The following is a 16,770-nucleotide window of genomic DNA, read 5'->3' as shown; positions in this document are numbered from 1 at the left end:
ATGAAACAATAACGAGATCACGCCCATGAGCCGCGATGCCCTGAAGACCCTGTTCCATCCCTTTGCCTCCGGCACCATCGACGCGCCCGGCGAGGGTCAGCGCATCCTGTTTCTCGGCGCCGAAGCGGGCTTTGCGCTGCCGGAGGGCTTTGCCGCCGAGCTTTCGGCCGTCCAGGGTTTCCGCCCCTTCTATCGGCAGCTACAGGCGCAGCGCATTGTTGTGACGCCGGAAATCGAAGGCGAAGGCTATGACGGCGCGCTGGTGCTCTGCGGCAAGCACAAGGGCGAGAATGAAGATCGCATCGCCGAAGCGCTGTCGCGTGTAAAGGAAGGCGGCCTCATCCTCGTTGCCGGCGGCAAGGAAGACGGCATCCAGCCGCTGCGCAAGCGCATCGAGGCCTTCGGCCTTGCAATCGAGCATATGCCTAAATATCACGGCGTCGCCTTCTGGTTCGCGCGTCCCGCCGATATCAAGCTTTTGACGGCGCAGCTCGCAAAGCCGGCAACGCGCGTCGACGACAGTTTCACCACGGCGCCCGGCATGTTCTCCCATGACCGTATCGATGCCGGCTCCGAACTTCTCGCCTCGCGCCTGCCGACCGACTTTGCCGGCGATGCCGCCGATTTCGGCGCCGGCTGGGGCTATCTCTCCGTCGAGCTGGCAATGAAATCGCCAAGGATCGAGCGCATCGACCTCTACGAAGCCCACTACGGCTCTCTGGAGGCCGCACGCGCCAATCTGCTGTCGCATTGCCCGAAGGTCGCCCAGCGCTTCTTCTGGCACGATCTGGCAAGCGAGCCGGTCAAGGACAAGTATGACCTGATCATCATGAATCCGCCCTTCCATGAGGGCCACGCCGCCGAGCCATCGCTCGGCCAGGCGATGATCAAGACGGCCTCTTCGGCACTGCGCGGCGGCGGACGGCTGATGCTGGTTGCCAATCGCGGCCTGCCCTACGAACCCGTGCTAGGGGAGAATTTCAAGGAGTTCGGCGAGACTTGCCGCAACGCTCGCTACAAGGTGCTCTGGGCAAAGAAGTAATCAATGATGGCGGTCGGATGGCCGCCATTTTTTGCGGGGCTCACGAGCTTCGTTCCGACGCGCTTGCCGCCCATTCCCGGCTCAACACGGCGTAGACGCATTCGTCGCCCCATTTGCCGTTGAAGCGGTCGTTTTCGATCAGAAGCGCCTCGCGACGCAGGCCAAGCCGTTCGACGACGCCGATTGAGCCGGCATTTTTTGCATCCAGCCGCGCAAAGATCCGGTGAAAACCAAATTTTTCGAAGCCCAGGGTAATCATGGCTCGCGCCGCCTCGGTAACATATCCCTTCCTGGCATAGGCTGGGTTGCAGGTATAGCCGAGCTCGGCTTGAAGTGCGGCCTTGTTTGCGAATGTCAGGCCGACATCACCCACCAAAGCGCCATCCTCGCGCCGAATGATGGCACATAGCAGCGTATCTCCATCTTCGGAGAAAGGGGAATTCAGGCTGATATCGAAACGCTCCCTCATCGCTTCGGACGAGAGAGGATCGCGGTAAAGGAAACGATAGATCTCCGGCAGGGAGCGATAGGCGCTATAGGCGGCAAAATCCTCCGGCACAAAGCGGCGAAGGATAAGACGGCCGGTCAATGCCAAAGGTTCTGCGTCGTTCGACGTCATCGGGAATCCTCTGGAAGGATATCCGGAAATTCGATCCTCCCGGTTTTGGCCGGGAGGACGGCTGAGATGGGAAGCTTACTCCGCGTCTGCGCTCGACAGCGTTTCCAGCGTCGGCATCGACGTGATGTTGTAGCCGGCATCGACGAAGTGGATTTCGCCGGTGACACCTGCTGCCAAATCCGACAGGAGATAGAGCGACGACGAGCCAACCTGATCGATCGTGACGGACTTGCGCAACGGCGCGTTGCGCTGGTTCCACGACAGGATGGCGCGGGCATCGGAAATGCCGGCACCGGCGAGCGTCCGGATCGGACCGGCGGAGACGGCGTTGACGCGAATGCCGCGTGGGCCGTAATCCGCCGCGAGGTAGCGGACGGATGCCTCGAGGGCTGCCTTGGCGACGCCCATGACGTTGTAGTTCGGGATCACGCGCGTCGAACCGTTATAGGTCAGCGTCAGCATGCTGCCGCCTTCCGTCATCAGCTCGGCGGCCCGCTTGGCGACTTCTGTGAAGGAGAAGCAGGAAATCACCATGGTGCGGGTGAAATTCTCCCGCGTGGTGTTGGCATAGAGCCCCTTCAGCTCGTTCTTGTCGGAAAAGCCGATGGCGTGGACGACGAAGTCCAGCTTGCCCCAGCGCTCCTTGATCGCGTCGAAGACGGCATCGACCGAAGCGAGATCCTCGACATCGCAAGGCAGCAGGAAATCCGAGCCGACTTCGGCTGCCAGCGGCTTCACCCGCTTGCCAAGCGCCTCCCCCTGAAAGGTGAAAGCCAGTTCCGCGCCTTCGGCTGCCAACGCCTTTGAAATACCCCAGGCAATCGAATGGTTGTTTGCGACGCCCATGATGAGGCCGCGCTTACCCTGCATAATTCCCGTCATTGCCTTATCCGTTGTAGCGCTGGAATACGAGCGTGGCGTTGGTGCCGCCGAAACCGAAGGAGTTCGAAAGAGCGATATCGAATTTTGCATTGTCGATACGCTTGCGCACGATCGGCACGCCTTCGAATTCCGGATCGAGTTCAGTAATATGAGCGCTTTCCCCGATGAAGCGCTCCTGCATCATCAGGATCGAGTAGATCGATTCCTGAACGCCTGCTGCGCCGAGCGAATGGCCCGTCAGCGACTTGGTCGACTGGATCGGCGGGATCTTGTCGCCGAAGACTTCGCGGATCGCGCCGATTTCCTTGCTGTCGCCCACCGGCGTCGAGGTGCCGTGGGTGTTGATGTAATCGATATCGCCCGTCACGGTGGCGAGCGCCTGGCGCATGCAGCGCACGGCCCCCTCGCCCGAGGGCGCGACCATGTCGTAGCCGTCCGAGGTAGCGCCGTAGCCGATGATTTCGGCATAGATCTTGGCGCCGCGAGCCTTGGCATGCTCAAGTTCTTCCAAGACCAGCACGCCGGCGCCGCCGGCGATGACGAAACCGTCACGTTTGGCGTCATAGGCGCGCGAGGCGGTTTCCGGGTGATTTTCGTTGAAATCGGAGGACATGGCGCCCATGGCATCGAAGAGGTTCGACATGGTCCAGTCGAGATCTTCGTGGCCGCCGGCGAACATGACGTCCTGCTTGCCCCACTGGATCATTTCAGCGGCATTGCCGATGCAGTGCGCCGAGGTCGAGCAGGCCGACGAGATGGAGTAGTTGACGCCATGGATCTTGAACCAGGTGGCAAGCGTGGCCGAGGCCGTCGACGACATCGACTTCGGCACCGCGAAGGGGCCGATACGCTTCGGGCTGTTGTTCTTGCGGGTAATGTCGGCCGCCTCGATCAGCGTGCGGGTCGACGGGCCGCCGGAGCCCATTATGATGCCGGTGCGCTCGTTGGTGATATCGCTTTCCTCAAGGCCGCTGTCGGCGATCGCCTGCTTCATGGCCACGTGGTTCCAGGCACCGCCCTGCGACAGGAAGCGCATGGCGCGGCGGTCAACCAGGTCTGTCGTATCGATCTTCGGCGCGCCCCAGACCTGGCACTTAAAGCCATGCTCGGCAAAATCGGGAGAGAAGGAAATGCCGGATTTGGCGTCGCGCAGCGAGGCGGTCACTTCTTGAGCATTGTTTCCAATCGAAGAGACAATACCCAGACCCGTAACAACTACCCGTCTCATGTCGATGACCTTTTCTAAAACATCTGTCTTTGTGGAGGCGGCGGTGCCGCAGTTCAGGCGACCTTGTCCTTGGAAAGGCCCACGCGCAGGTCCGTCGCCTGATATATGGTCTCGCCATCGGCCTTCAGCCAGCCGTCGGCCGTGCCGAGGACGAGACGGCCGCGCATGACGCGCTTGAAGTCGATACCGTATTCGAGAAGCTTCGTGTCCGGGCGGACCATGCCCTTGAACTTCACTTCGCCCGTGGAAAGCGCCATGCCGCGGCCGGGCTCGCCAAGCCAGCCGAGGAAGAAGCCGGTCAGCTGCCACATGCCGTCGAGGCCGAGGCAGCCCGGCATGATCGGGTTACCGGCAAAATGGCAAGGGAAGTACCAATCATCGGGGCGCACGTCGTATTCGGCGCGAATATAGCCCTTGTCGAAGGCTCCGCCCGTTTCGGAAATATCTGTAATGCGATGGACCATCAGCATCGGCGGCAAGGGAAGCTGTGCATTGCCCGGGCCGAACAGCTCGCCGCGGCCGCAGGCCAGGATTTCCTCGTAATTGAAGCTGGATTGTCTCGTCGTCATAAAAATTCCGTTTCCCCCGCATGAATGCCGATGGATGTGAAGCTTTAGTGCAAGATGGACAGAAAATGAAGCACAAGCATTGGACTCTCATTCATCTATTCGATCGACGGCACTAGCCATTATGTGGTGGTCGCATACAGGAACGCCAGAGCCGCTACCAGAGCCAAATGCGGCAAAAGCCCGTTTTTTGCGGCTTTTGAGCACCTTCCCACCTCATTGAAACTATTGAAAGCAATCAAGGCAAAAGTTATATGGCTTAGTAAAGAATTATAGAGATCAGGAATCCGGAGTCCCTGAATGGCAGAACATGCCGAAATCGCGATCGAAACCAGGCTGCGCAATGTGGGCCTGAGGCCGACCAGGCAACGGATCGCACTGGGAGATCTCCTTTTTGCCAAGGGCGACCGCCATCTGACGGTGGAAGAGCTTCACGAGGAAGCCGTTGCCGCCGGCGTTCCGGTTTCGCTCGCCACCGTCTACAATACGCTGCATCAATTCACCGAAGCCGGTCTGATCCGCGTGCTCGCCGTCGAAAGCACCAAGACCTATTTCGACACCAACGTCTCCGATCACCATCACTTTTTCGTGGAAGGCCACAACGAGGTGCTGGATATCCCGATCAGCAATCTCACGATCGACAATCTGCCCGAGCCGCCGAAGGGCATGGAAATCGCTCATGTCGACGTGGTGATCCGCCTGCGCCGCAAGCAGAGGCAATAGGCAATAGGCAATAGAATTGTCCTCCAGCCATCCGCTATTGCCTATTGCCTCCAGATTACATCACGTCGTCCGGATGCCGGCCTGGCTTATGGTGATAGGTCGGGAAGGTCCAGCCGAACCAGAGCGCGCCGCCTCGCACCGCAAAGGCGGCGATTACGCCCAATCCCGCAGAAGCATAAAGCGGCAGCATCGTCGCGTTAGCGGCGGTGAAGACGCCTGCGCCGACGAGCGAAGCGGTCACATAGATCTCCGGCCGCAGCAGCACCGAAGGCTCGTTTGCCAGGAGATCGCGCAGGATGCCGCCGAAGGTCGCAGTCAGAGCGCCAGTGACGATGGCGACGGTGGGCGAGCCCGTCGCCGCCATTCCCTTGGCCGCCCCCATCACGCAATAGGCCGACAGCCCCACCGCATCGAGCCAGATGAGCAGCCGATAACGCGATTCGAAAAGATGCGCGGTGAAGAAGACCAGGACGCCGGCCAAGGCGCAGATGATGATATAGGTTGGATTCTGCACCCAGAAGACCGGCACGCGGCCGAGGACGATATCGCGCAGCGTGCCGCCGCCGATGCCGGTGACGGCCGCCAGAAACAGGAAGCCGATCAGATCGAGCTGCTTGCGCGAGGCCGCGAGCGCGCCGGTTGCGGCAAAAAGGGCGACGCCGGCATAATCAAGAAATGAGAGAAGCGACATCGGAAACTCCGGCGGAACGCCCGCGATTTTCCGAAATGAATCACGACGGCAAGGGCCGCGCAAGCAGGCGCATGTAAAGATGTCGCAGCGGCTGCGGCTGATATCGTGGCCGTAACGGCGCTTCGAAAAGGAAACCCCCGTGAAATCCCTGCTGATCGTAATCCTGAACCTCTTCGCTCTCGTGACCATACCCGCCATGGCCGAGGCACAGCAATCGATCCTGCAGGACCCAGTGGCCTTCGAGAAGGATCATTTCACCAAGAGCTGCGACGGCCAGGTAAGCTTCGGCGACAAATTCGCCACCCAGCAGGATATCAACAACGACAAGCTGATGGATATCGTCATCAATGAAGGCGAGATCACCTGCAAGGGCGAAAAAGGCCCCTACTGCACGGACGAAGGCTGCCCCTACAACTTCTATGTCCAGGTGGCCGAAGGCGGCTACCTGATGATCGCCACGGCGAAGATCTACGGCTACGATTTCATCCAGCGCTTCGGCAACATGGTGCTCGTCATGAAGATGCATCCGCGCTTCTGCGACCGCAAGGACGGCGAAGCCGTCTGCGAGATTACCGTAAGGGTGCGCGGCGTCAAATTCGTCACCATATCCCAGAAATAGTTTTACAGCACAGTCGCGTCATTCCGGACCGGACACGTGGTCACGGTCCTGGATACAGTGCCGAGGTGCGGCCGACGGCGTAGTAGCCCACAAGACCGACCCATTCGCGCAGGCCGGTTGCCAGCAGCTGCGCGTTGCGCGAGGGCTGGGTGAAATCGAAGCCGAGCGTTTCCTTGCCGGTACTGCGATAATCGACGGGCCAGGGCACGACATCGATGCCCTGCTTGCGGAAAATGCCTATCGAGCGCGGCATATGGAAGCCCGACGTGATAAGCAGGCAATCCGAAAGACCGTTCTGCGCCAGCAGTTCCTTCGTGTTGACGGCATTTTCGAAGGTCGTGCGCGAAGTCCTGTCCTCGACCAGGCGGCTTGTCGGAATGCCGAGTGCCGTGAAGAAGCGCTCGGAAATGACCGCATCGCCCTCATAGGTGCCGCCGATCGAACCATCCCCGCCGGAGATCACGATGCGTGCCTCAGGATATTTCTGCGCGAGACGCAGCGCTTCGATCAGGCGATCCCCGGCCGAATCGAGTTCGTAGCCGCCCCGCGCCGTCGTCACCTCGTTCTGCGTCGCGCCGCCGAGAACGATCATGCATTTGAGATCGGCCGGATCGGCAGCGGGATGCGGAAAGCGCTCTTCGAGCGTTTGAACGACATAGGCGCCGACCGTCGTATAAAGCGACACGAACAGGATCAGCGCCGACAAGAACGTCGAGGTGGTGACGGTAGCGCGCCAGCGCAGCAGAGCGGCGATGAAAGCCAGCAGGACGAACAGAAAGGCCAGCGACAGCGGCTGACCGAAGATCCAGACAAGTTTCGAAAAAACGAACACGGCATATCCTTACGCTTGTCGGCAAAACGATTCGCTTCAGTCCCTAGCAGATTTTTGTGCACCGCAATGTGGCTATTTCGCCCGCCGCGCCGCCCGCGTCGCGTTCCCGGTCATGAAGGATACGAATTGCCGGTGAGCATTGGGCCGGCGGCATCGGTGATGCCGGCGAGAAGAGCAATCGAGGCCACGAGCCCGGTCCCGTACGGCGGATCTTCATGAGACAACGGCGGCACTGTCCTGTCGTGGCCGATTCGGGGTAGGTTGCGGAGGATTGGAGGGTAGCATGGAGTTGAGGGGATAGGGAGTGTCAGCAAATATCGATAAGCCGTCAGCATGCCTACTTTTCAGAGGAGCCTTTTCTTTGCAAATGCTCTGCCGGAATGAGACTTCAGATAGGTCTCAAATTCGAGAGCACGGTATTTGTCAGGAAAGGCAGAATACCAGAGGAGAACCCACGGCGTAAATTTTGCGGTGTGGGTCGACTTACCGGCATCGTGATCGGCAAGCCGCCGCTTAAGGTCCGAGGTCGATCCGGTATATTGCTGGTCAGGAAAATCCGCGCTTTGGAGGATGTAAACGTACCACATCCGCATCTCGATCGATTGGCGTTCGGTGATTCGAACACAAATCTATATGCAACCGAGCTTCTTTTTGTATCTGGAAATATTTTTTGGAGACTTCAGCCCGTCGTCGCCCTGCGAGCTTTGCCGGGCACTGCTTCGGCCTAACGGTTTCCCGCGGCTGCGCCACGCGAAGCCCGTAAGGGCGAAGCGTGGTGGAGCTAAGCGGGATCGAACCGCTGACCTCTTGCATGCCATGCAAGCGCTCTCCCAGCTGAGCTATAGCCCCATCAAGATGGTGCCGTTTGACCGGCCCTGGGTCCCTTCCGAGCGCTTCGCCCGTCGGGGTGGCGGCTTCTTACTTGTGGTTTTCACAGATAGCAAGCCGAAAAATTCGGCCCGGGAAATTTTTTCTTTCGCCGGGCCGATTGTCTTTGGATCAGACGTCGTCTTCGTCGCCCGTGACGCCGATGATGTCGCTCATGTCGTCGTCATCTTCATCTTCGTCGGCTTCGAGGAAGGTATCGTCGTCATCGTCACCGATTTCGACATCGTCATCGCCGATATCCGGAATGTCGTCGCCGCTTGCTGCATCGTCGGCATCCTCGAGCGAGACCAGTTCGACTTCCGTGTTTTCGGTATCGACTTCCGCCACTTCGTCCTCTTCCGGAACTTCCTTGGAAGCGGAGGTCTCTTCGAAGAAGGACAAGGGCCAGGACTTGCCGGTATAGGGCGAGACCACCGGATCCCGGTTCAGGTCATAGAACTTCTTGCCGGTATCGGGGTCGGTACGTTTTGTTCCAAGTTCCGCTTTCGCCACTGTCAAAGCCTCATGAATGGCCGAATGAAAATTCGGCAATGCCGGGGAAGCCGGCGTTTTAAGGGAAATATCAGCCGGTCCCCTTAATCGTTGCCGCCGTTTCTGTCAAAGCTAAAGTTCATGCGGCTTTGCATGGGGTTTAGTATAGTAGACGGCAGGTCTTTGCCAAAGAGCCTTGCGAAGCGGCAGACCGGCGAGATGGTGCCTAGATAGAACTATGGAATCGTGCAGGTGGAGCGGAGCCGCGCGGACCATCGAGGAGCCCGCCTGGCTGCTCAGGCAGATCGGAGCGATGACCGGCAAGAACGGGAGCAGCCGCGCTGAGCTCTGGGCCGTGGAGGATGCACTACCGGGAATCGTCGCAGCGCAGAAGAGGGGCATCGTCCGCATCGAAATCGCCATCGAGACGATTGACGGCAAGTGGAAGGTGAGCCAGAACCGGCCGTTGGCTGACCGACAGGGCGTCGCTTAAGGCCTTTCGGCAATCGATCGCACGTGGGCGGTGGAGATGCCCGATCTGGTGCGCCGCTGCAGCAAATAACGAGAGACCGATTAGGACGGAAGAAGACATGATCATCGCCATCGATGGACCAGCGGCCGCCGGCAAGGGAACTCTGGCACGCCGGATCGCCGAGGCCTATGGCTATCATCATCTCGATACCGGCCTCACCTACCGCGCCACCGCCAAGGCCCTGCTCGATGCCGGACTGCCGCTCGACGACGAAACGATTGCCGGAGGAATGGCACGCAAGGTCGATCTCGCCGGGCTCGACCGGACCGTTCTGTCCCTCCACGAGATCGGCGAGGCCGCCTCGAAGATCGCCGTCATGCCGGCCGTGCGCCGGGCTCTGGTCGATGCGCAGCGTCGTTTTGCGCAAAAGAAGCCAGGCGCCGTGCTCGACGGCCGCGATATCGGCACCGTGGTCTGCCCCGATGCGCCGGTGAAACTCTATGTGACGGCTTCGGCCGAAGTGCGGGCGAAGCGGCGCTATGAAGAAATCGTGGAAGCCGGCGGCAGAGCCGATTACGGCGCGATCTTCGAGGATGTGAAACGACGCGACGAGCGCGACATGGGCCGCACCGACAGCCCTTTGAAACCAGCTGAAGACGCGTACTTGCTAGATACCTCAGAAATGAGTATAGAAGCGGCGTTTCAGACGGCAAAATCGATCATCGACGCCGCTCTGAGCCGAAATGCCTGAAAATTTGAGCGGCCTTCGCGCGCCTCGCGCCGGAAACCGCCGATTTCAAGATAGCCTGACATTCCGTCCAAGCGCCGGATAGCTTCCCGAAAGGAGGCGGACTGGGGTCAGGCCTGTTCAACGCAAACCACCGGCGCATCAGTGTTCAGATCGCATGATCGGGACACGCCAGGAGATTTTATGTCTGTAACTTCCCCCTCTCGCGAAGATTTCGCGGCCCTTCTCGAAGAATCCTTTGCCAAGAACGATCTGGCTGAAGGCTATGTTACCAAGGGCATCATCACCGCCATCGAAAAGGATGTCGCCGTTGTGGACGTCGGCCTCAAGGTCGAAGGCCGCATCGCGCTGAAGGAATTCGGTGCACGCGCCAAGGACGGCACGCTCAAGGTTGGCGATGAAGTCGAAGTCTATGTCGAGCGTATCGAAAACGCGCTTGGCGAAGCTGTCCTGTCGCGCGAAAAGGCTCGCCGCGAAGAAAGCTGGATCAAGCTCGAAGCCAAGTTCGAAGCTGGCGAGCGCGTCGAAGGCGTCATCTTCAACCAGGTCAAGGGCGGCTTCACCGTCGATCTCGACGGCGCTATCGCCTTCCTGCCGCGTTCGCAGGTCGACATCCGTCCGATCCGCGACGTTACCCCGCTGATGCACAACCCGCAGCCCTTCGAAATCCTCAAGATGGACAAGCGCCGCGGCAACATCGTCGTTTCGCGTCGTACGGTTCTGGAAGAGTCTCGTGCCGAGCAGCGTTCTGAAATCGTTCAGAACCTCGAAGAAGGCCAGGTTGTTGACGGCGTCGTCAAGAACATCACCGATTACGGTGCGTTCGTCGACCTCGGCGGCATCGACGGCCTGCTGCACGTCACCGACATGGCATGGCGCCGTGTGAACCATCCGTCGGAAATCCTGTCCATCGGCCAGCAGGTCAAGGTACAGATCATCCGCATCAACCAGGAAACCCACCGTATCTCGCTCGGCATGAAGCAGCTCGAGAGCGATCCGTGGGATGGCATCCAGGCCAAGTATCCGGAAGGCAAGAAGATTTCCGGTACCGTCACGAACATCACCGACTACGGTGCGTTCGTCGAGCTGGAGCCGGGCATCGAAGGCCTGATCCATATCTCGGAAATGTCCTGGACCAAGAAGAACGTTCACCCCGGCAAGATCCTGTCCACGAGCCAGGAAGTCGAAGTCGTCGTTCTCGAAGTCGATCCGACCAAGCGTCGTATCTCGCTCGGCCTGAAGCAGACGCTGGAAAATCCGTGGGCAGCATTCGCTCGCAACCATCCGGCTGGCACCGAAGTCGAAGGCGAAGTCAAGAACAAGACCGAATTCGGCCTGTTCATCGGCCTCGACGGCGATGTGGACGGCATGGTTCACCTCTCCGACCTCGACTGGAACCGTCCGGGCGAGCAGGTCATCGAAGAGTACAACAAGGGTGACGTCGTCAAGGCCGTCGTTCTCGACGTCGACGTCGAGAAGGAACGCATCTCGCTCGGCATCAAGCAGCTCGGCAAGGACGCAGTCGGCGAAGCAGCCGCTTCCGGCGACCTGCGCAAGAATGCAGTCGTTTCCTGCGAAGTCATCGCAGTCAACGATGGCGGCATCGAAGTGAAGCTCGTCAACCACGAAGACATCACCTCGTTCATCCGCCGCGCCGATCTGTCGCGTGACCGTGACGAGCAGCGCCCTGAGCGTTTCTCGGTCGGTCAGGTTGTTGACGCCCGCGTCACCAACTTCTCCAAGAAGGACCGCAAGATCATGCTGTCCATCAAGGCTCTGGAAATCGCAGAAGAGAAGGAAGCCGTTGCTCAGTTCGGTTCGTCCGACTCGGGCGCTTCGCTCGGCGACATCCTGGGTGCGGCTTTGAAGAACCGCAACGCCGAATAATCTTCGGTAGAAGCCTGGAACAAAAGACCCGCCGGAGCGATCCGGCGGGTTTTTCTTATGCCCACTATGTAAGTGCCTGTGCCACCTGTCCGTTGCGAGGCGGCCTATTCCCAGGCGACCATGCGACGATAGAAATCGAAGGCGTGGTCTTGCAGAGGGTCACGCAGGGGCTGCGGCAGGGCAACGTGCTCCGGCGCGATGGCAGCGCCCTGCTCCGGAGCCGATCCCGCCTCCGCCTCGTCGGATGTCTCCTCTGCCGCCCGTGCCGACGGTTCCTCCGGATGAGCTTCGTTTTCATCCTGATCCGAGGCGGTCTCTTCGTCCTGAGCTTGCCTACCCTCCTCATCGCCGACGGGATCGACTCGGTTGGACAATTTCATCATCTCGCTGCTCCTACCGGGCGCATCAACGGGCAAATAATTCGCCACGACGAAGGGAACACCCAACGGCTGGGGCGCCGGCATTGCTGTCTGCTCCGTGGCCTCATACACCGCCGCCGCGGTTGCGGGCGGCGCCTGCAGTGATGGTTTGCCGGAAGAGAGTACGGCAGCAGGCGCTTCAGGCTGTTCCGTCAATGACACCGGCGCGGCCGCTACGGAAGCTGGGCTTCGGGTGTGTTCATCGACGGCCGGCTGCCCGGATGCGGCTTGCGCGGCAGCATTGACGGTCAGCGCCTGGGCGATGATCTTCTCAGCGGAAGAAGAGGGATTGTTGATGATCTGCAGGAGGTCGGGATCGGTCGCCATCGCAGGCGCGCCAATGACGACCTGCAGGCCCTGTTTGATATCGGCCTCTATCTGCTGGATATCGCGCGGCATGGGAGGCGGCGTCCGCGGCGACCGGATCAATGCGACTTCGGTCGGGAGTTCCGCCTCGGCAGCAATCGCCGTCAGCAGCACGCTCGCGGTCAGATCATCGACAAGAGAAGCAAGCGTGGAAGACTGGACAGTGGCGGCCGCAGTGCCAGCGGCACCGTTGCCGGCAGGCGCGGCTTGGGGGGCGACGGTACCGTTTTGCGCAACCGTCTGCGCTTGAGCCGGCGAGGCTTGGATCGCTTGGGCAGCAGCCGGCGCGGATTGGGATTGAACGGGAATGCCCGATTGCGGCGTTGGCTGCGCCGCAGGTGCCGGCTGTGCAGCAGGCTGAGCCGTCGCTGGTGCGGTCGTCGCAGGCGCAGGTGTCGGCATGGCGGAAGCCGGTTCTTCCGCAGCAGCGGCAAGCCCCGTTGCCAGGGCGGTCAGGTCAGCCACCTTTTGCAGCGGAGCGGATACGAGTGCCTGCGCCACCGGTCTTTCCACTTCGCCGGCATTCTGTCCATAGGAGTTGACGACCGCCTTGAGCACGGCGTCCGGCTCGGCCGCCGATGCCTGTTCAAGGCTGAGAGCCAGCTGCACCGTCTGCGGGCTTTCCGGATCCTCCAATGCCGCTGCCAGAAGCGGCAAGGATACCGGCGTCCTCATCTGCGCGTCGATGTGCTGCTGCGCGGCGGCGAGCTGTTGCGGCGGCAGGCCGCGGATTGCGGCGGCAACGCGTTGCGCATAGGCGGTATTGCTCTCTCCCGGCTCTCGGGGAACATTCACGACCTTGCTGGCGACATCGATTGCAGAGAGCAGGCTGTCGAGCATACGTTCGCGAGCGGCGACCAGCAGCATGTTCAGCTTGCCCTCGACGCTGGCATTGACGGCACTTGACAGAACGGCAAGCGGTGTCGCTGCGGTCTGAAGCCCGGAGGTTTCAGCCGTTGCGGCAATCGGCTTCTCAATGGACACACCCACAGCGGACACGGCACCAACGGGAAGCAACATGACATGCTCCTTTGTCTGGCAAGGCGACGATGGAAGCGGGAGGGGGCAGGTTCAATCCAGGTCCGCTCATGCGGCCGGTACATTTCCTATCGCCACATGAGCGAACTGACGAGGCGCGAAGGCGCAGAATTGGAAATCATCCGCAAAATAGCAGTTTAGTCCTTAATAGATTCCTAAACAAAGGAGCCGGTGCCGCTTTTGCGGCACCGGCTCCTGGGTTTCGCGCTCTTAGCGAAGCAATCAGCTATGCGCAAAGATATCCGCCTCTTCCCAGCCGAGAAGGTCGAGCTTGGCGCGCGTCGGCAGGAAGGCAAAGCAATCATCCGCATAGTCCATGCGGCCATCGCGCAGCAGGCGTTGGGTCAGCTTCTCGCGAAGCGCGTGGAGATAGAGCACGTCGGAGGCGGCATATTCGAGCTGCGCCGGGGACAGCGTCTCCGCGGCCCAGTCCGACGATTGCTGTGCCTTTGAAATATCGACGTCGAGCATCTCCTTGAGATTGTCCTTCAGGCCGTGACGGTCGGTATAGGTGCGGCAGAGGCGCGAGGCGATCTTCGTGCAAAAGACCGGCGTGGTGGTGACGCCGAAGGTATGGAACAGGACGGCGATATCGAAGCGGCCGTAATGAAAGATCTTCTGCCGCGCCGGGTCGGCGAGCATGGTGACGAGATTGGGCGCCTGCTTCTGGCCGGCGGCGATGCGAATGATATCGGCCGTGCCGTCACCCGGCGACAGCTGCACGAGGCAAAGCCGGTCGCGGTGTGGAACGAGGCCGAGGGTCTCGGTATCGATGGCAATGGCGCCGGTGTAGCGTGCGGCATCTGCGGCGGAAATATCGCCTTCGTGATAACGGATGGTGGCAGCCATGAGATTCTCCCGGCTCTGTCGTTCTGAATTCGCGTTTCGTCCGTTCTATAGAACGGAGAGGATGAGAACCATACCGGCGCCGTTCAAAACGTCGGCGGCGTGTTGATCCAGAGCAATATGGTCTCACCATCATGCCGGTTGCGCCAGGAATGGTAGCGGCGGCTTTCGAAATAAAGTGAATCCCCGGGCAGGAGATCGAAGAACTGATCGCTGTCGAGGACCAGCTCCAGCCGCCCGGCAAGGACATGGATGAACTCCTCGCCTTCGTGGCGATATGCGCCCTCGCTTGTCGCACCCGGCGCGAGCACGAAGCGATGGCAATCCATCATCGTCCTGCCCTCGGCGAGCAGCTGGACGGTGACGCCCGGTGTCGTTGCCGGCCAGGCACGCCATTCGCCGGATCGGACGAGCACGGAAACATCCTCGCGCTCCTCGCCGGACAGGCGCGATACCGTCGTGCCGTAATAATCCGCCAGGTCATGCAGGGTCTTGAAGCTGACGCCTTGCGAGGTGCGCTCCAGGGTCGACAGCGTTGAGGAGGTCATTCCCATGTCGGCGGCGACCTGCTCCAGCGTCTTGGCGGCCGCATGGCGCAGCGACCGGAGCCTGCGACCAATATCCGAGGAGGCCGGTTGCTCGCCATTCTCCAGATTGGCTGCGCCACCCTCTTCCGTTTCCAGTGCTTCGCGAATCGCCGCCGGATTGAGACCGCGCTCCGCCCGAAACCATGCGATGCGCTTCAATCGCGCCACATCCTCGGCGCTGTACTGACGGTGCCCGGTCTCGGAGCGGGAGGGGACGACAAGCCCCTGGCTTTCCCATAAGCGCAACGTGGAGGCCGATACGCCGGCAAGACGCGCCGCCTCTGCCACCTTGTAGCGCACCGGATAGCGCTCGGGCTCGATGCTGCTCATTCGCCAATATCCCTGATTTTTGTCTTTCGATCCGTTTAGCACGGATGAAGCGACTTAGCGCGTCTTAAAGGAAAGCGGCAACCTCCTGCCGGCCTTCGGCGCATTCTTGTCCCCCGCGCAAAATCCCGCTTGAAATCCTACAGGAAAAATGTAGGAGTTTTATAAATAACTTGCAGAACTTCTGCAAGATAATTCGAAAACACTTTGTGGGAGCACTGCAATGACTTTGACCGAGCGGAAGAACGCCGCCATTTCCCGCGGCCTCGGCGTGACGACGCAGATCTATGCCGATCGCGCCGAAAACGCCGAGATCTGGGACAAGGAAGGGCATCGCTACATCGATTTCGCCTCCGGCATCGCCGTAGTGAACACTGGCCATCGCCATCCCCGCGTCATCGCCGCCGTCAAGGAACAGCTCGACCGCTTCACGCATACCTGCCATCAGGTCGTGCCCTACGAGAGCTATGTACGCCTCGCCGAGCGGCTGAATGCGCTCCTCCCCGGCAACTTTGCCAAGAAGACCATCTTCGTGACCACCGGTGCCGAAGCGGTCGAAAACGCCGTCAAGATCGCCCGCGCCGCCACCGGCCGCTCCGCCATCATCGCCTTCGGCGGCGGCTTCCATGGCCGTACCTTCATGGGCATGGCGCTGACCGGCAAGGTCGCGCCCTACAAGATCGGCTTCGGCCCGATGCCGGGCGACGTCTTCCATGCGCCCTTCCCCGTGCCGCTGCACGGCATCAGCGTCGAGCAGTCGCTGGCGACGCTGAAGAAGCTCTTTGCCGCCGATGTCGATCCGCAGCGTGTGGCTGCGATCATTCTCGAGCCTGTCCAGGGCGAAGGCGGCTTCTATCCCGCGCCTGCCGCCTTCATGAAGGCGCTGCGCGAGATCTGCGACCAGCAGGGCATTCTTCTGATCGCCGACGAGGTGCAGACCGGCTTTGCGCGCACCGGCAAGATGTTCGCGATGGATCACCATGAAGTGGCGGCCGATCTCGTCACCATGGCGAAGAGCCTTGCGGGCGGCTTTCCGCTTGCCGCCGTTACTGGCCGCGCCGAGATCATGGATGCACCCGCTCCAGGCGGCCTCGGCGGCACCTATGGCGGCAATCCGCTCGGCATCGCCGCAGCCCATGCCGTACTCGACGTCATCGCCGACGAGGGCCTTTGCGACCGCGCGAACCAGCTTGGTTCCCGTCTGAAGCAGCGGCTGGAATCGCTGCGTGACAAGGTGCCTGAAATCGCCGATATCCGCGGCCCAGGCTTCATGAATGCGGTCGAATTCAACGACGCGACGACGAAGCTGCCGAGCGCGGATTTCGCCAACAAGGTGCGGCTGATCGCGCTTGACAAGGGCCTGATCCTGCTCACCTGCGGTGTCTACGGCAATGTCATCCGCTTCCTATCACCGCTCACCATTCAGGACGGCGTGTTCAGCGAGGCCCTCGACATTCTCGAGGCATCGCTGATCGAGGCAAGCGCCTCCCGTTAACAGCAAGGGCGATCGCATATGAAA

General features: G+C 60.6%; 18 protein-coding genes and 1 tRNA gene. 7 read left to right on the top strand and 12 right to left on the bottom strand.

Annotated elements, in window-relative coordinates; genetic code table 11:
* Positions 1 to 25: 25 nt before the first annotated feature.
* Positions 26 to 1,042 (top strand): class I SAM-dependent methyltransferase, encoded by a 1,017-nt coding sequence (locus tag C7U61_RS00205; protein WP_106996157.1) that lies wholly within the window; start codon positions 26 to 28, stop codon positions 1,040 to 1,042.
* 40 nt (positions 1,043 to 1,082) lie between these two features.
* Here C7U61_RS00205 and C7U61_RS00200 read toward each other — a convergent pair whose 3' ends face one another.
* From C7U61_RS00200 to fabA, 4 genes are all read right to left on the bottom strand, one after another.
* Positions 1,083 to 1,661: a GNAT family N-acetyltransferase gene (locus tag C7U61_RS00200; RefSeq protein ID WP_106996156.1), complete on the bottom strand. Its 579-nt coding sequence runs from the start codon at positions 1,659 to 1,661 to the stop codon at positions 1,083 to 1,085.
* A gap of 75 nt (positions 1,662 to 1,736) precedes the next feature.
* A complete protein-coding gene (gene fabI, locus C7U61_RS00195; RefSeq protein ID WP_106996155.1) occupies positions 1,737 to 2,543 on the bottom strand; it encodes an enoyl-ACP reductase FabI in 807 nt (268 codons plus the stop codon).
* 4 nt (positions 2,544 to 2,547) lie between these two features.
* Positions 2,548 to 3,771, bottom strand: a complete 1,224-nt coding sequence (gene fabB / locus C7U61_RS00190) for a beta-ketoacyl-ACP synthase I (RefSeq protein ID WP_106996154.1) — start codon at positions 3,769 to 3,771, stop codon at positions 2,548 to 2,550.
* Between the two features lie 53 nt (positions 3,772 to 3,824).
* Complete coding sequence (gene fabA / locus C7U61_RS00185) at positions 3,825 to 4,340, bottom strand: 3-hydroxyacyl-[acyl-carrier-protein] dehydratase FabA (RefSeq protein WP_106996153.1); 516 nt, start codon at positions 4,338 to 4,340, stop codon at positions 3,825 to 3,827.
* A gap of 297 nt (positions 4,341 to 4,637) precedes the next feature.
* On the opposite strand from fabA, the gene irrA reads away from it, so the two are divergent.
* Positions 4,638 to 5,060: an iron response transcriptional regulator IrrA gene (irrA, locus tag C7U61_RS00180; RefSeq protein WP_106996152.1), complete on the top strand. Its 423-nt coding sequence runs from the start codon at positions 4,638 to 4,640 to the stop codon at positions 5,058 to 5,060.
* A gap of 55 nt (positions 5,061 to 5,115) precedes the next feature.
* On the opposite strand, the gene C7U61_RS00175 is transcribed toward irrA, so the two are convergent.
* Complete coding sequence (locus tag C7U61_RS00175) at positions 5,116 to 5,751, bottom strand: trimeric intracellular cation channel family protein (protein WP_106996151.1); 636 nt, start codon at positions 5,749 to 5,751, stop codon at positions 5,116 to 5,118.
* 139 nt (positions 5,752 to 5,890) lie between these two features.
* On the opposite strand from C7U61_RS00175, the gene C7U61_RS00170 reads away from it, so the two are divergent.
* A complete protein-coding gene (locus C7U61_RS00170) occupies positions 5,891 to 6,370 on the top strand; it encodes a hypothetical protein (protein ID WP_106996150.1) in 480 nt (159 codons plus the stop codon).
* A 40-nt stretch (positions 6,371 to 6,410) separates the two neighbouring features.
* Here the strand turns inward: C7U61_RS00170 and C7U61_RS00165 are convergent, their stop codons facing one another.
* The 4 genes from C7U61_RS00165 to C7U61_RS00150 all read right to left on the bottom strand — a co-directional run bounded on the left by C7U61_RS00165 (position 6,411) and on the right by C7U61_RS00150 (position 8,582).
* Positions 6,411 to 7,202, bottom strand: coding sequence for a YdcF family protein (locus C7U61_RS00165; protein WP_106996149.1), 792 nt, complete (start codon positions 7,200 to 7,202; stop codon positions 6,411 to 6,413).
* 344 nt (positions 7,203 to 7,546) lie between these two features.
* Positions 7,547 to 7,789, bottom strand: coding sequence for a GIY-YIG nuclease family protein (locus C7U61_RS00160; RefSeq protein WP_106996148.1), 243 nt, complete (start codon positions 7,787 to 7,789; stop codon positions 7,547 to 7,549).
* A gap of 186 nt (positions 7,790 to 7,975) precedes the next feature.
* A tRNA-Ala gene (locus C7U61_RS00155) sits at positions 7,976 to 8,051 on the bottom strand.
* Positions 8,052 to 8,201: 150 nt separating this feature from the next.
* Positions 8,202 to 8,582: a TIGR02300 family protein gene (locus tag C7U61_RS00150; RefSeq protein ID WP_106996875.1), complete on the bottom strand. Its 381-nt coding sequence runs from the start codon at positions 8,580 to 8,582 to the stop codon at positions 8,202 to 8,204.
* Positions 8,583 to 8,799: 217 nt separating this feature from the next.
* On the opposite strand from C7U61_RS00150, the gene C7U61_RS00145 reads away from it, so the two are divergent.
* From C7U61_RS00145 to rpsA, 3 genes are all read left to right on the top strand, one after another.
* A complete protein-coding gene (locus C7U61_RS00145) occupies positions 8,800 to 9,054 on the top strand; it encodes an FMN-binding negative transcriptional regulator (protein ID WP_106996147.1) in 255 nt (84 codons plus the stop codon).
* A gap of 97 nt (positions 9,055 to 9,151) precedes the next feature.
* The gene (cmk, locus tag C7U61_RS00140; protein WP_106996146.1) at positions 9,152 to 9,784 is read left to right on the top strand and encodes a (d)CMP kinase; all 633 of its coding nucleotides are present in this window, start codon (positions 9,152 to 9,154) and stop codon (positions 9,782 to 9,784) included.
* Positions 9,785 to 9,964: 180 nt separating this feature from the next.
* A complete protein-coding gene (gene rpsA, locus C7U61_RS00135; protein ID WP_092720370.1) occupies positions 9,965 to 11,668 on the top strand; it encodes a 30S ribosomal protein S1 in 1,704 nt (567 codons plus the stop codon).
* A 104-nt stretch (positions 11,669 to 11,772) separates the two neighbouring features.
* On the opposite strand, the gene C7U61_RS00130 is transcribed toward rpsA, so the two are convergent.
* The 3 genes from C7U61_RS00130 to C7U61_RS00120 form a co-directional block, all read right to left on the bottom strand.
* The gene (locus tag C7U61_RS00130; RefSeq protein WP_106996145.1) at positions 11,773 to 13,473 is read right to left on the bottom strand and encodes a hypothetical protein; all 1,701 of its coding nucleotides are present in this window, start codon (positions 13,471 to 13,473) and stop codon (positions 11,773 to 11,775) included.
* 240 nt (positions 13,474 to 13,713) lie between these two features.
* Complete coding sequence (locus tag C7U61_RS00125) at positions 13,714 to 14,340, bottom strand: ribonuclease D (protein WP_106996144.1); 627 nt, start codon at positions 14,338 to 14,340, stop codon at positions 13,714 to 13,716.
* 83 nt (positions 14,341 to 14,423) lie between these two features.
* Positions 14,424 to 15,254: a MerR family transcriptional regulator gene (locus C7U61_RS00120; protein WP_106996143.1), complete on the bottom strand. Its 831-nt coding sequence runs from the start codon at positions 15,252 to 15,254 to the stop codon at positions 14,424 to 14,426.
* 220 nt (positions 15,255 to 15,474) lie between these two features.
* Here C7U61_RS00120 and C7U61_RS00115 point away from each other — a divergent pair, with 220 nt between their 5' ends.
* Complete coding sequence (locus tag C7U61_RS00115; RefSeq protein WP_106996142.1) at positions 15,475 to 16,746, top strand: 4-aminobutyrate--2-oxoglutarate transaminase; 1,272 nt, start codon at positions 15,475 to 15,477, stop codon at positions 16,744 to 16,746.
* Positions 16,747 to 16,770 lie beyond the last annotated feature (24 nt).

Origin of the sequence: Rhizobium sp. JAB6 (genome assembly GCF_003024605.1) — a bacterium.
Classification (GTDB): domain Bacteria; phylum Pseudomonadota; class Alphaproteobacteria; order Rhizobiales; family Rhizobiaceae; genus Rhizobium.
Note: the sequence above shows the minus strand (reverse complement) of the source record. Positions and strands in the feature narration are given on the sequence as shown.

Bases quoted from the DNA above. Each gene is read 5' to 3' on its own strand.
- C7U61_RS00205 (WP_106996157.1), top strand. From the start codon at position 26: ATGAGCCGCGATGCCCTGAAGACCCTGTTCCATCCCTTTGCCTCCGGC.
- C7U61_RS00120 (WP_106996143.1), bottom strand. From the start codon at position 15,254: ATGAGCAGCATCGAGCCCGAGCGCTATCCGGTGCGCTACAAGGTGGCA.
- fabA (WP_106996153.1), bottom strand. From the start codon at position 4,340: ATGACGACGAGACAATCCAGCTTCAATTACGAGGAAATCCTGGCCTGC.
- rpsA (WP_092720370.1), top strand. From the start codon at position 9,965: ATGTCTGTAACTTCCCCCTCTCGCGAAGATTTCGCGGCCCTTCTCGAA.
- C7U61_RS00175 (WP_106996151.1), bottom strand. From the start codon at position 5,751: ATGTCGCTTCTCTCATTTCTTGATTATGCCGGCGTCGCCCTTTTTGCC.
- C7U61_RS00115 (WP_106996142.1), top strand. From the start codon at position 15,475: ATGACTTTGACCGAGCGGAAGAACGCCGCCATTTCCCGCGGCCTCGGC.
- C7U61_RS00160 (WP_106996148.1), bottom strand. From the start codon at position 7,789: ATGTGGTACGTTTACATCCTCCAAAGCGCGGATTTTCCTGACCAGCAA.
- C7U61_RS00200 (WP_106996156.1), bottom strand. From the start codon at position 1,661: ATGACGTCGAACGACGCAGAACCTTTGGCATTGACCGGCCGTCTTATC.
- C7U61_RS00145 (WP_106996147.1), top strand. From the start codon at position 8,800: ATGGAATCGTGCAGGTGGAGCGGAGCCGCGCGGACCATCGAGGAGCCC.
- C7U61_RS00130 (WP_106996145.1), bottom strand. From the start codon at position 13,473: ATGTTGCTTCCCGTTGGTGCCGTGTCCGCTGTGGGTGTGTCCATTGAG.
- C7U61_RS00125 (WP_106996144.1), bottom strand. From the start codon at position 14,340: ATGGCTGCCACCATCCGTTATCACGAAGGCGATATTTCCGCCGCAGAT.
- fabB (WP_106996154.1), bottom strand. From the start codon at position 3,771: ATGAGACGGGTAGTTGTTACGGGTCTGGGTATTGTCTCTTCGATTGGA.
- fabI (WP_106996155.1), bottom strand. From the start codon at position 2,543: ATGACGGGAATTATGCAGGGTAAGCGCGGCCTCATCATGGGCGTCGCA.
- cmk (WP_106996146.1), top strand. From the start codon at position 9,152: ATGATCATCGCCATCGATGGACCAGCGGCCGCCGGCAAGGGAACTCTG.
- irrA (WP_106996152.1), top strand. From the start codon at position 4,638: ATGGCAGAACATGCCGAAATCGCGATCGAAACCAGGCTGCGCAATGTG.